Annotated in this window: 14 protein-coding genes and 1 pseudogene; 11 read left to right on the top strand and 4 right to left on the bottom strand. The window is 65.8% G+C overall.

What is annotated here, in order from left to right:
- Positions 1 to 99, top strand: a pseudogene (locus PGB34_RS04560) (IS110 family transposase); the annotation flags it as partial.
- Here PGB34_RS04560 and PGB34_RS04555 read toward each other — a convergent pair.
- Positions 87 to 506, bottom strand: a complete 420-nt coding sequence (locus tag PGB34_RS04555; protein WP_271426868.1) for an alpha/beta fold hydrolase — start codon at positions 504 to 506, stop codon at positions 87 to 89. The pseudogene PGB34_RS04560 and the gene PGB34_RS04555 sit on opposite strands and share 13 nt — an antisense overlap.
- 165 nt (positions 507 to 671) lie before the next feature.
- A complete protein-coding gene (locus PGB34_RS04550; protein WP_271426867.1) occupies positions 672 to 1,214 on the bottom strand; it encodes a GNAT family N-acetyltransferase in 543 nt (180 codons plus the stop codon).
- Positions 1,215 to 1,546: 332 nt separating this feature from the next.
- Here PGB34_RS04550 and PGB34_RS04545 point away from each other — a divergent pair, with 332 nt between their 5' ends.
- The 5 genes from PGB34_RS04545 to PGB34_RS04525 all read left to right on the top strand — a co-directional run bounded on the left by PGB34_RS04545 (position 1,547) and on the right by PGB34_RS04525 (position 6,796).
- Positions 1,547 to 2,857: a replication-associated recombination protein A gene (locus PGB34_RS04545; protein WP_271426866.1), complete on the top strand. Its 1,311-nt coding sequence runs from the start codon at positions 1,547 to 1,549 to the stop codon at positions 2,855 to 2,857.
- Positions 2,858 to 3,146: 289 nt separating this feature from the next.
- Complete coding sequence (locus tag PGB34_RS04540) at positions 3,147 to 4,076, top strand: branched-chain amino acid ABC transporter permease (protein WP_271426865.1); 930 nt, start codon at positions 3,147 to 3,149, stop codon at positions 4,074 to 4,076.
- Positions 4,077 to 4,087: 11 nt separating this feature from the next.
- Complete coding sequence (locus tag PGB34_RS04535; protein WP_271426864.1) at positions 4,088 to 5,275, top strand: branched-chain amino acid ABC transporter permease; 1,188 nt, start codon at positions 4,088 to 4,090, stop codon at positions 5,273 to 5,275.
- Positions 5,276 to 5,295: 20 nt separating this feature from the next.
- Positions 5,296 to 6,066 (top strand): ABC transporter ATP-binding protein, encoded by a 771-nt coding sequence (locus PGB34_RS04530; protein ID WP_271426863.1) that lies wholly within the window; start codon positions 5,296 to 5,298, stop codon positions 6,064 to 6,066.
- Positions 6,067 to 6,079: 13 nt separating this feature from the next.
- Positions 6,080 to 6,796 (top strand): ABC transporter ATP-binding protein, encoded by a 717-nt coding sequence (locus PGB34_RS04525; RefSeq protein WP_271426862.1) that lies wholly within the window; start codon positions 6,080 to 6,082, stop codon positions 6,794 to 6,796.
- A 75-nt stretch (positions 6,797 to 6,871) separates the two neighbouring features.
- Here the strand turns inward: PGB34_RS04525 and PGB34_RS04520 are convergent, their stop codons facing one another.
- Both PGB34_RS04520 and PGB34_RS04515 read right to left on the bottom strand, forming a co-directional pair.
- A complete protein-coding gene (locus PGB34_RS04520; protein ID WP_271426861.1) occupies positions 6,872 to 7,465 on the bottom strand; it encodes a YceI family protein in 594 nt (197 codons plus the stop codon).
- A 115-nt stretch (positions 7,466 to 7,580) separates the two neighbouring features.
- A complete protein-coding gene (locus PGB34_RS04515) occupies positions 7,581 to 8,630 on the bottom strand; it encodes a LacI family DNA-binding transcriptional regulator (RefSeq protein WP_271426860.1) in 1,050 nt (349 codons plus the stop codon).
- A gap of 245 nt (positions 8,631 to 8,875) precedes the next feature.
- Between PGB34_RS04515 and PGB34_RS04510 the strand changes: the two genes are divergently transcribed.
- From PGB34_RS04510 to PGB34_RS04490, 5 genes are all read left to right on the top strand, one after another.
- A complete protein-coding gene (locus tag PGB34_RS04510) occupies positions 8,876 to 9,571 on the top strand; it encodes an amino acid ABC transporter permease (protein ID WP_271426859.1) in 696 nt (231 codons plus the stop codon).
- Positions 9,568 to 10,248: an amino acid ABC transporter permease gene (locus PGB34_RS04505; protein ID WP_271426858.1), complete on the top strand. Its 681-nt coding sequence runs from the start codon at positions 9,568 to 9,570 to the stop codon at positions 10,246 to 10,248. Before PGB34_RS04510 ends, PGB34_RS04505 begins: the two co-directional genes overlap by 4 nt.
- Positions 10,249 to 10,262: 14 nt before the next feature.
- Entirely contained in the window at positions 10,263 to 10,991 is a 729-nt protein-coding gene (locus PGB34_RS04500; RefSeq protein ID WP_271426857.1) for an amino acid ABC transporter ATP-binding protein, read from the top strand.
- A 39-nt stretch (positions 10,992 to 11,030) separates the two neighbouring features.
- Positions 11,031 to 11,825: a transporter substrate-binding domain-containing protein gene (locus PGB34_RS04495; protein ID WP_271426856.1), complete on the top strand. Its 795-nt coding sequence runs from the start codon at positions 11,031 to 11,033 to the stop codon at positions 11,823 to 11,825.
- A gap of 132 nt (positions 11,826 to 11,957) precedes the next feature.
- Positions 11,958 to 12,500, top strand: a complete 543-nt coding sequence (locus PGB34_RS04490; protein WP_271426855.1) for a VOC family protein — start codon at positions 11,958 to 11,960, stop codon at positions 12,498 to 12,500.
- Positions 12,501 to 12,582: the final 82 nt, after the last annotated feature.

Below are 12,582 nucleotides of genomic sequence, written 5' to 3'. Positions count from 1 at the left end.
AAGGTCGCCCTGGTGGCTTGCATGCGCAAGCTGCTGACCACGCTCAATGCCATGGTCCGGTCCGGAAAACCTTGGGACAAATCGCTTCACGGCGCTTGACTCGGAAGACGGTTACTCAGTGCTGCCACCGCGCGTACTCTTTCAGGGGCAAGAAGGGCCGCATTCCAGGCCAAGACAGCTCCGAAATCGTGGCCCACCAGCACACTTTGCTTTTCGCCCAGAGCATCGAGCAGACCCTGGATGTCAGCGACCAGATTCCTGATCGAGTAATCCGCCAGGCTTCCTGAGCCGCCGGTTCGCCCGTAGCCACGCAAATCGGGCGCCACTGCTCGATAACCTGCTTGAGCCAACGCAGGCAGTTGATGGCGCCATGAGTACCAGAGTTCAGGGAATCCGTGCAGCAACAGAACCAGTGGCCCAACCCCTTGTTCCACATAGTGCATGCGAAGGCCGTTGACATCGGCAAAGGCGCTCTTCCATGGCCCAGCCGGCACTGGATCGGCCATCTCTTGCTCCTGTGCATGGCACGCGCCGTAGGCGGCAAGGCCCAGCAAGGCCGCCAGGGTGCGACGGCGGACGCGAGCGTAGGGTAGGTGGCGGAGATGACTTGGCACTTTTCCTCCTGATGACGATGGAAAGGGACCAGGGACTGAGGGGCCCAATGTTTGGTGTCACTCGAGCGCAGGGAGGGCAAGCTTGGCGTTCGGTTCTCCCAGAGCCAGCCACATATGAACCTTCGACCTGTCACCCCTGGGTGTGGCGATGGCCATTGGCTCGACGCCGAACTGCAGGAAGCCGCAACGTTCGTACAGGCGGATGGCCGGTGAATTGCCCTCGGTGACCGTGAGCGTGACAACGCGGATCTCAGAGCGATCCCTGGCTGCAGCGAGCACAGCTCGGGTCAGCATCGCACCGGCACCAAGACCACGAGAGGATTCGTGGACGAACATGCCAACGAGTTTTGCCTTGTGCCTTGTCTTGAGTCGGGTGTTGAACTCGGCCGCTACGGTACCCATGAGCCTGCCATCCTGGAATGCACCGAAAACCAGGCTTTGTCCGCTGGGGTCGGCGATGCGCTTGAGCCACCACGCATCGGGCTCTGCAGCGCGCTCTTCAGGGGTAGACGTGAATGCGTCTGGGGCTGTGGCATAAGCGTGAAGCATGAGTTCGCGATAGCGCGGTACATCCGAAGCAACAAGCTGTGCGACGTGCATGGGGGTGCGACCTCACGGCTGGGTTCAACGGCGCCTGCGCCGCAGTCTTCTTGGCAGTCTATCGTTCACGCGTCCGCTCAACGAGGTTCTCGGCACGCGTCCGGCTCTGGCGCAAAGTCGCCTGGGCGGTGGGGGCAGCTGAGCCGGCATGGATTCAGCGGGCGTGGCAGGGCGTGGAATCAAAAAAGACCGCCGGGGATTCGATTGGCGCATCGTGGTGCCCGCAGCCGCCAATTCAAGCCGCCTAGAATTTCCCGGATGGGTGCGCCGTCCAGATTTCTCCCTCTCCTCCACGAAGGCGCCTGCGGCGTGCTGAGCCAACGCCATACGCCATGAACCGGTCTGCCAAAGCCACCCCACCCCATCAGCCCCTGCCCGAACGCCTGCGCCCGCGCACGCTGGGGGAGGTGGTGGGGCAACAGCATCTGCTGGGCGAGGGCATGCCGCTGCGCATCGCGTTTGAATCGGGTCGGCCGCATTCGTGCATCCTGTGGGGGCCGCCGGGCACGGGCAAGACGACGATTGCGCGGCTGATGGCCGATGCGTTCGATGCGCAGTTCATCGCCATCAGCGCGGTGCTGGGCGGCGTGAAGGACATCCGCGAGGCCGTGGAGCGCGCCACGCTGGCGCGCGACGGGCTCACGCAGCAGCAGACCATCGTCTTCGTGGACGAGGTGCATCGCTTCAACAAGAGCCAGCAAGACGCCTTCTTGCCGCATGTGGAAAGCGGCCTGTTCACCTTCATCGGCGCGACCACCGAGAACCCTTCGTTCGAAGTCAACTCCGCCTTGCTGTCGCGTGCGGCGGTGTATGTGCTGCAGTCGCTGACCGAGGACGACCTCAAACAGATCGTGGCGCGCGCGCAGGCCATCGATGCGGTGCCGGCGATCGAAGACGCGGCGCTGGATCGGCTGATCGCCTATGCCGATGGCGATGCGCGTCGCCTGCTCAACACGCTGGAAACCCTGGCCGTGGCGGCAGGCGCTGAAAAGCTTCAGCGCATCGACGATGCCTGGCTGCTGCGCGTGCTGGGCGAGCGCATGCGCCGCTACGACAAGGGCGGTGAACAGTTCTACGACACCATCAGCGCGCTGCACAAGTCGGTGCGCGGCAGCGACCCGGACGCCGCGCTGTACTGGTTCGTGCGCATGCTCGACGGCGGCGCCGACCCGCGCTACATGGCGCGCCGCCTGGTGCGCATGGCCAGCGAAGACATCGGCCTGGCCGATCCGCGCGCGCTGCGCCTGGCGCTGGACGCGGCGGAAACCTACGAGCGCCTGGGCACGCCCGAAGGCGAACTCACGCTGGCGCAATGCGTGGTGTATCTGGCCATCGCGCCCAAGTCCAACGCGGTCTACCAGGCCTACAACGAGATGCGCGCCTTCGTGAAGAAGGACGGCACGCGGCCCGTGCCCATGCATCTGCGCAATGCGCCCACCCAGCTGATGAAGCAGCTGGACTATGGCAAGGGCTATCGCTATGCGCACGATGAAGAAGGCGGCTTCGCCGCGGGCGAGCGCTATTTCCCGGAGGGCATGACGCCACCGGCCTTCTATCGCCCGGTAGAGCGTGGGATGGAGATCCGCATCGCCGAGAAGATGCGCGAGCTGCGCCGGCTCAACGAGCAGGCCGATCCGGACTGAGCGCGCCGCTGCCGCCGCATCAGCCGCATCGCACCGGCCCGCGGCTGGGCCGCAATCCCCCGTATGTGGTGCATGCATGCCCGCATGCACAGAAGAGGCGCACCGTCACGGGAAAACCCGCCCATCGCCTGCACCAAAGCGGCTCAAAGCCGTGCCTAAAATTCCGCCCACTTCGGCCCGCAGCCACCATGCTGGCGGGTTTTTTGCTACATGAGGCTCAAGTGCCCACCCGCGCACTGGCTGGTAGGAACGCCGCTCAACCGAGCGCACATGGAAGGGAATTTTCTTTATGGATATCTTGCTGCAGCAGATCATCAACGGTCTGGTTCTCGGCAGCATGTACGCCTTGATAGCCTTGGGCTACACCATGGTGTACGGCATCATCAACCTCATCAATTTCGCGCATGGTGAAGTGCTCATGGTCGGGGCTCTGACGAGCTGGACCGTGATCGGCTGGATGCAGGAGTCCATGACGGGATCGCCAGGCTGGCTGATCCTGCTGCTGGCGCTGATCATTGCCTGCGTCGTCGCCGCGACGCTGAACTTCGTGATCGAGAAGGTGGCCTACCGGCCCCTGCGCAACAGCCCCAAGCTGGCGCCGCTGATCACAGCCATCGGGATGTCCATCCTGCTGCAGACGCTGGCCATGATCATCTGGCGGCCCACCAACAAGGCTTACCCCACGCTGCTGCCCAGCGAGTCGATCAAGTTGGCCGGTGCCTCCATCTCGCCCACGCAGGTGATGATCCTGGTGGTCACGGCGATCTCGCTGCTGATCCTGATGTGGCTGGTCAATTACACCAAGCTGGGCCGCGCGATGCGTGCCACGGCCGAGAACCCGCGCGTGGCGGCGCTGATGGGCATCCGCCCCGACACCGTGATCTCCGCCACCTTCATCATCGGCGCCGTGCTGGCCGCCATTGCAGGCGTGATGTACGCCTCCAATTACGGCATCGCGCAGCATGCGATGGGCTTCATTCCGGGCCTCAAGGCCTTCACGGCGGCCGTGTTCGGCGGCATCGGCAACCTGGGCGGAGCGGTGGTCGGCGGCATCCTGCTGGGCCTGATCGAGGCCATCGGCGCGGGCTACCTGAGCGACGTGACCGGCGGCATCCTGGGCAGCCAGCACAGCGACATCTTCGCGTTCATCATCCTGATCCTCACGCTCACGGTGCGCCCCTCGGGGCTGCTGGGTGAGCGCGTGGCGGACCGTGCCTGAGGAGATACCCCATGCCGGACATCAAGAAACTCGTCGTCTTCCTGGTCGCTGCTGTGGCACTGGTGGCGCTGCCGCTGGTGCTGCAGACCCAGGGCAATGCCTGGGTGCGCATCGTCGACATCGCGCTGCTCTATGTGCTGCTGGCGCTGGGCCTGAACATCGTGGTGGGCTATGCGGGCCTGCTCGACCTGGGCTACGTGGCCTTCTTCGCCATCGGTGCCTACCTGTTCGCGCTGCTGGGCTCCACGCAGCTGACCGACAACTTCGCCGCCTTGAAGGCGATGTTCCCCAACGGCTTCCACACCTCGCTGATCCTGGTCATTCCGGCGGCGCTGGGTGTGGCGGCCCTGCTGGGCATGCTGCTGGGGGCGCCCACGCTCAAATTGCGTGGCGACTACCTGGCCATCGTGACGCTGGGCTTCGGTGAAATCATCCGCGTGTTCCTGAACACGCTGGACCACCCGTACAACATCACCAACGGCCCCAAGGGCATCACCTCCATCGACTCGATCAAGTTCTGGGGGCTGGACTTGGGCCGGCCGCTGAAGCTGGGCGACTTCACGATCTCGTCGGTGTCGCTGTACTACTACCTGTTCCTGGTCCTGGTGGTCTTCACGGTCATCATCTCGTACCGCCTGCAGAACTCGCGCGTGGGCCGCGGCTGGATGGCGATCCGCGAGGACGAGATCGCCGCCAAGGCCATGGGCATCAACACGCGCAACATGAAGCTGCTGGCCTTCGGCATGGGCGCGAGCTTCGGCGGCGTGGCGGGTGCCATGTTCGCGGCCTTCCAGGGCTTCGTCTCGCCCGAATCCTTCAGCCTGATGGAGTCGGTGATGATCGTCGCGATGGTGGTGCTGGGCGGCATCGGCCACCTGCCGGGCGTGATCCTCGGCGCGGTGCTGCTGGCGGCGCTGCCCGAAGTGCTGCGCTATGTGGCCGGCCCGCTGCAGGCCATGACCGGCGGCCGCCTCGATGCGTCCATCCTGCGCCAGCTCTTCATCGCGCTGGCCATGATCATCATCATGCTCACGCGCCCGCGCGGCCTGTGGCCCTCGCCGGAGCACGGCAAGTCGCTCAAGAACCGCAAGGCGCCCGACCCAGTGCCCGGCTCCACCCAAGCCATCGAGCCCGGCGTGGACACGCCGGCCGACGAGATCGCCGGCGGCGCGAACCGTCCGATGTCGATCAACCCCTGAGCGGACGGAGCACCAAGAACATGGCAGACACCATCCTCCACGTCAGCGGCATCTCCAAGCGCTTCGGCGGGCTGCAGGCCCTGTCCGACGTGGGCATCAAGATCCACCGCGGCCAGGTCTATGGCCTGATCGGCCCCAACGGCGCCGGCAAGACCACCTTCTTCAACGTGATCACCGGGCTGTACACGCCCGACAGCGGCACCTTCGAGCTGGCCGGCAAGCCCTACCAGCCCACGGCCGTGCACGAAGTGGCCAAGGCCGGCATCGCGCGCACCTTCCAGAACATCCGCCTCTTTGCCGAAATGACGGCGCTGGAGAACGTCATGGTGGGGCGCCACGTGCGCACGCACTCGGGCATCTTCGGCGCGGTGTTTCGCACCGGCGCCTTCAAGGCCGAAGAAAAGGCCATCGCCGAGCGCGCCCACGAACTGCTGGAATACGTGGGCGTGGCCAAGTACGCCGACTACAAGGCCCGCACGCTGAGCTATGGCGACCAGCGCAGGCTGGAGATCGCGCGCGCGCTGGCCACCGACCCTCAACTCATCGCACTCGATGAACCCGCAGCCGGCATGAACGCGACCGAGAAGGTTCAGCTGCGCGAGCTGATCGACCGCATCCGTCGCGACGACCGCACCATCCTGATCATCGAGCACGACGTGAAGCTGATCATGGGCCTGTGCGACCGCGTGACGGTGCTGGACTACGGCAAGCAGATCGCCGAAGGCACGCCCGCCGAGGTGCAGAAGAACGAGAAGGTGATCGAGGCGTACCTCGGCACCGGCGCACATTGAGAAAAGGCCACGCATGGCACAGACACTGTTGAAAGTCAGCGGCCTGAAGGTCGCTTACGGCGGCATCCAGGCCGTCAAGGGCGTGGATTTCGAGGTGCAGGAGGGCGAACTGGTCTCGCTGATCGGCTCCAACGGCGCCGGCAAGACCACCACCATGAAGGCGATCACGGGCACCCTGCCCGCGCTGGAGGGTCAGATCGAGTTCCTGGGCAAGAGCATCAAGGGCCGCGGCGCCTGGGACCTCGTCAAGGAAGGTCTGGTCATGGTGCCCGAAGGGCGCGGCGTGTTCACGCGCATGACCATCACCGAGAACCTGCAGATCGGCGCCTACATCCGCAACGACAAGGCCGAGATTGCCAAGGACATCGAAAAGGTGTTCGGCATCTTCCCGCGCCTGAAGGAACGCGCCACGCAGCTGGCCGGCACCATGTCGGGCGGCGAGCAGCAGATGCTGGCGATGGGCCGCGCGCTCATGGCGCGCCCCAAGGTGCTGCTGATGGACGAGCCCACCATGGGCCTGTCGCCCATCATGTGCGACAAGATCTTCGAGGTGGTGCAGAACGTCTACGAGCAGGGCGTCACGGTGCTGCTGGTGGAGCAGAACGCCAGCCGCGCACTGCAGCTGGCCAACCGCGGCTATGTGATGGAGTCGGGCCTGATCACCATGAGCGGCGACGCCAAGGTGATGCTCAACGACCCGAAGGTGCGCGCGGCCTACCTGGGCGAATAGGCGCTTTCCTGCGCATCCATCAGGCCGTGGCCGCCGCAAGGCGCCACGGCCTTTTCTTTCTTGGCAAGCAGAGGCCTACTTCCGCACTGCCTCGATCTGCGCCACGATGCGCACGGACTTGCTCATGCCCATGTTCACCGCATAGTCCAGGCCGAAGGCCGTGCGGTCGATGGTGGTCTCGAAGTCGCCGCCGCAGACTTCGGCCTTGAGCATGGGGCTCTGGTAGCAGTTGAACTGCCTGGCCGTGAAGGTCACGTTCTGGCTCTTGCCCTTGAGCGTGAGCTGGCCTGTCACGCTGCGCACCTTGTCGCCTTCGAAGACGAACTGGTTGCCCTTGAAGGTGGCGGTGGGGAATTTGCCGGCGTCGAAGATGTCGGCGCTGAGCAGGTGCTTGTCGAAGTCCGGCGTGCCGGTGCTCACGGAGCCGATGTGGAAGGTCAGCTCGAACTGGCCCGTCTTGGCCTTGCGGTCCAGCTCGATGAAACCTTCCTTGCGGTCGAAGCGACCGCGGTTCATGCTGGCGCCGAAGTGGTCGATCTCGAAGGTGGCGAAGGTGTGGGTGGGCTCCACTTCATAGCGCACGGTCTGGGCTTGGGCGCTGCCAAGGCCCAGCAGGGCGGCGCAGGCCAAAGTGACGGAGGCGAACGAGGGCAGGGTGGCGAGCTTCATGATGGCGACGCTGAAAGCAAAGCTGGCCATCTTGCCCGCGGATGCTGTCAATGCCCTGCAGCCTCCCCACAGGGTCTCAGGCTTTGGCGCTGACAGCGGCGCAAGCTGTGCGCCTTCACGGCAGGTTCTCCCTGAAGATCACCTGGCTGCGCGTGCTTTCCACGCCTGACAGCGGCGCGCGCCCTTCGCGCACGTTGACGAAGATGCGCACCGCGCTGGCCAGCGCAGCCTGCGGGCTCTGGGTGATGACCGCGTCCATGCTGCCGTCGATCAGCAGGGCGCGCGTGTCGGGCGTGAGGCCGTGGCCGATGAACACCACCTTCTGGTCGCGGCCCGCGTCCTTGAGCGCGCGGGCCACGCCGTCCGATGCGCCGCCGATGTTGTAGATGCCGGCAAGCGCCGGGTGCTGCTCCAGCAGCGAACGCGCCTGCAGGTAGTTCTGCTCCGAATCGTCATGGCCTTCGCGCAGGCCCACCACTTCGATCTGCTCGAACATCTCGGACAGCACATGCAGGAAGCCGGCCTCGCGCTCCTCGTGCGCGCGGTAGCTGCGGCTGCCCGCGATCAGCGCCACCTTGGCCGGGCGCTGGCCGATGAAGCGGCCGATCAGGTAGCCCGCCGTGCGGCCGGCCGCACGGTTGTCCAGCCCCAGGTAGGCCGTGCGGCCTGAGTTGGACAGGTCCGAGATCAGCGTCACCACGGGCACGCCGGCCGCCACCAGTTCGCTCACGGCCTCGCGCACGGCCGGGTGCTCGAGCGCCATCAGCGCGATGCCGTCCGCACGCTCGCCATGGCGGCGCAGCGCCGCGGCCAGTTCGTGGGGATTGAAGCTCTCGATGAACTCGGTGCGGCAGCGCACGTTGAAGGGCGTCCAGTGCTCCTGCGAGTAGTGGACCATGTCGCCCAGCATGCGGATGAAGCGGTTGTTGCCCGCGGGCAGCAGAAAGCTCAGCCGCATGGGGCGCGGCGCGGCCGCAGGCCCGGGCGCCCCGCCATCCTCGGCACCGGCCGTGGCCGGCAGGTATTCCAGCTCGGCCGCCGCGCGCATCACGCGCTGCACGGTGCCGGCCCGTACACCTGCGCGGCCGTTCAGCACGCGGTCCACGGTGGCGGTGGACACCCCGGCCAGGCGGGCGATGTCGGGAATGCGAGGGGCCTTGGGCATGATTAAATCAATCAAAAACAATCAAATGAGTGACTGGTCATTTGATGGGTTGGCCGATACTATCACTCGCAGTTCGATGGATCTATCCATCAAATTTAATCAGGGTTAACCCTCGAAAGAGCGGTTCCCGCTGAAGGAGACATGCGATGCCCCTTGACCTTGGTCCCACCCGGCCCGGCGTGCTGCCACGCGCTGTGGCGGGCGGCGGCCGTCGGCCAGGCTGAGGCATCCGCGACCACGCATCCATGGGCTACGACTTCGACTTCGCCAGCGTGCTGGGCGCCTGGCCCCAGTTTCTGGAAGGGGCCTGGCTGACCATCCAGCTGTCCTTCCCCGCCACCGTGATCGGTTTCGTGATGGGCACGCTGTGCGCCATCGGCCGGCGCAGCAGCGTGCGCTGGCTCAGCCAGGCCTGCGGCGCCTATGTGGAGGTGATCCGCAACACGCCGCTGCTGGTGCAGGTGTTCCTGGTCTTCTTTGGCCTGGCCACCTTGGGCTGGAAGGTGCCGGCCTTCACGGCCGCGCTGGTGGCGCTGGTGATCAACGTGGCGGCCTACTCCTGCGAAATCATGCGCGCGGGCATGGACTCCATCCACAAGGGCCAGCTCGAAGCGGCCGAATGCCTGGGCCTCACGCGCCGGCAGGTGTACTGGCACGTGATCCTGCGCCCGGCGATGGAGAAGGTGTACCCGGCGCTCACGAGCCAGTTCGTGCTGCTGATGCTGGCCACGTCCATCACCTCGCAGATCTCGGTGGAGGAACTCACGGCCATCGCGGCGCGCGTGCAGTCCGAAACCTTCCGTCCCTTCGAGGCCTACATCCTCGTGGCCGTGGCCTACCTGGGCCTGTCGCTGCTGATGCGCCTGGGCCTGTGGCTGTTCGGCCTCGCGGTTTTCACACGCAAGCGCCGCCTGGCCGCTGCAGGAGGGGCACGCGCATGATCGACGGCGGCCTGAACATCCATCACCTGCAGTTCCTGCTCGTCGGCGCGCTGTGGACGATCTGCCTGTCCGTCATCGCCTTCGTGGGCGGCGGGCTGGCCGGCGGCGTGATCGCGCTGGCGCGCATCAGCCCCGTGAAGGCCGTGCGCTGGCTGGCCATCGGCTGGATCCAGCTGATCCAGGGCACGCCGCTGCTGGTGGTGCTTTTCGTGTGCTACTTCGGCCTGTCCATCCTGGGCCTGGAGCTGCCGGGCCTGGTGGCCGCGAGCATCGCGATGATCGTCTACGTCAGCGCCTACATGGGCGAGATCTGGCGCGGCTGCATCGAATCGGTGCCGCGCACGCAATGGGAGGCGGCCGAGTGCCTGGCGCTGTCGCGCACCCAGCGCATGCGGCTGGTGGTGCTGCCGCAGGCCATCCGCATCGCCACGCCGCCCACGGTGGGCTTCATGGTGCAGATCGTCAAGAACACCTCGCTGGCGTCCATCGTCGGCTTCGTCGAGCTGGTGCGCGCAGGCCAGCTCATCAACAACTCCATCTTCCAGCCCTTCCTGGTCTACGTGCTGATCGCGGTCCTGTACTTCGCCATGTGCTATCCGCTGTCGCGCTGGAGCCGCCGGCTGGAGCAGCGCCTGAACTTCGGCAGCCGCGCCACCCCTTCCGCGAACGAGGCATGAGACAAGAAGCCCCTATGAATCCCATCGTCGAACTCACGGACGTCCACAAGCGCTTCGGCAGCAACCATGTGCTGCGCGGCGTGTCCTTCGCCATTCCCAAGGGCCAGGTGGTGGCCATCATCGGCAAGAGCGGCTCGGGCAAGAGCACCGCGCTGCGCTGCATCGACCGGCTCGAGGTCATCGACAGCGGCAGCATCAAGGTCTGCGGCCATGCTGTGCATTCGCCCGATGTGGACCTGCGCAAGCTGCGCCAGGACGTGGGCATCGTGTTCCAGAGCTACAACCTGTTCCCGCACCTGACGGTGGAGCAGAACATCACGCTCGCGCCCAAGGCCGTCAAGGGCCTGGCGGGCGCCGAGGCCAAGGCGATCGCGCAGCGCACGCTGGTCCAGGTGGGCCTGGCCGACAAGGCGCAGGCCTACCCGGAGCAGCTCTCCGGCGGCCAGCAGCAGCGCGTGGCCATCGCACGGTCGCTGGCCATGCAGCCGCAGGTGATGCTGTTTGACGAGGTGACCTCGGCGCTGGACCCGCAGCTCACGGGCGAGGTGCTGCGCGTGATCGAACAGCTGGCCCAGGGCGGCATGACCATGGTGCTGGTGACGCACGAAATGGAATTCGCCGCGCGCGTGGCCGACACCATCATCTACATGCACGAGGGCAAGGTCTGGGAGACCGGCCCCGGCGACATGCTGCGTAACCCGCAGACCGCCGAACTGCGCGACTTCCTCTCGCACGGCCTCTGAGCTCTTTTCTTGAATCGAACACCACCAGGAGACATCTGCATGACCGCTTCCCGCATCCTCCGCCGCACGCTGCTGGCCGCCACCGTGGGCGCGCTGTGCCTGCCGGCCATGGCCGAGCTGGCCGACATCAAGGCCGCCGGCAAGATCCGCATCGGCATCGACCTGAGCGCGCCCTTCTATGGCTACGTGGACGACAAGATGGCGCCCGCCGGCTCCGACGTGGAAGCCGCGCAGCTGCTGGCCAAGGACCTGGGCGTGCAGCTGGAGATCGTGAACACGACCAACTCGGCGCGCATTCCGAACCTGCTGTCGAACAAGGCCGACCTGATCATCTCCTCGCTCTCGATCACGCCCGAGCGCCAGAAGGCCGTGGACTTCTCCATTCCCTATGGCGCCATCCAGGCTGCCGTGGGCGCGCCCAAGAGCCTGAAGATCAGCAGCATCGAGGACCTGGCCGGCAAGAGCGTGGCTGTCACGCGCGGCGGCCCGCAGGACAAGATCGTGACCGAGCGCGCGCCGCAGGCCAAGGTGGTGCGCTTCGACGATGAAGCCGCTTCCATCACCGCAGCCGCCAGCGGCCAGACCGACATCGTGGCCATCACGCCGCCGATCATCGCGGCCATTGCCAAGCGCAGTCCGCAGCGCGAGTTCGAGGTGAAGTTCATCCTCCAGTCCTACCAGCTGGGCGTGGCCATGCGCAAGAACCAGCCCGAGCTGCAAGGCTGGGTCAATGGCTGGATCAAGACCAACCTGGCCAACGGCAAGCTCAACGCCATCCACGTCAAGCACGCCGGCGTTCCGATCCCGAAGGAAATCGTCGACGGCGCCAAGTAAACCCCGCCGGTCCGCTCTTCTCTTTCTTCCCGCATGCACCTGCATGCCTTCGGGCATGCGGGCAGGGCGCTGCTGCGCCCGCGCGGCGGCAAGGCGCAGGCGGATCGACCCATTCACACAAGGAAATCTCTCATGAGCCGTCATTTCGGCGCCATCCGCCAACTGGGCTATGTGGTCCACGACATCGAAGCCGCGATGGACTACTGGAGCCGCACGCTGGGCGTGGGCCCCTGGTTCTACAACCCGCGCGTGCCCATCGTGAACTACGAATACCGCGGCGAGAAGCACGAGCCGCACAACTCGGTCGCGCTGGCCAACTCGGGCTATGTGCAGGTCGAGCTGATCCAGACGCGCAACGACGTGCCCTCGATGTACCGCGATTTCCTGCAGGCCGGCCGCACCGGGCTGCAGCACGTCGCCTACTGGACCAGCGACTACGACGCCGACCTGGCGCGCCTGCTCAAGGAAGGCTTCAAGCCCGTGATGAGCGGCGAGGTGGGCGAGCGCGGCCGCTTTGTCTACTTCGACACCGAGTACCACCCCGGCACCGTGATCGAGCTGTCGGAAGTGGCCGGCCCCAAGGGCCGCATGTTCGACCTGATCCGTGCGGAGTCTGAAACGTGGGACGGCAAGACCGCCCCGGTCCGCCCCTTCCCCGACCTGAGCAAGATTTAAGAGGGCAACCCCCAGGCCGCTTCGCGGCTCCCCCTTCTGCTGCGCGAAGGGGGCGCACCCGACGGCCGGGCAAAGCCCGTTC

The sequence above is a fragment of the Xenophilus arseniciresistens genome, assembly GCF_028023875.1.
In the GTDB taxonomy this organism is placed as follows: Bacteria; Pseudomonadota; Gammaproteobacteria; order Burkholderiales; family Burkholderiaceae_C; genus Xenophilus; species Xenophilus arseniciresistens.
The sequence above is the reverse complement of the archived record's forward strand: the minus strand, read 5'-3'. Positions and strand labels throughout refer to the sequence as shown.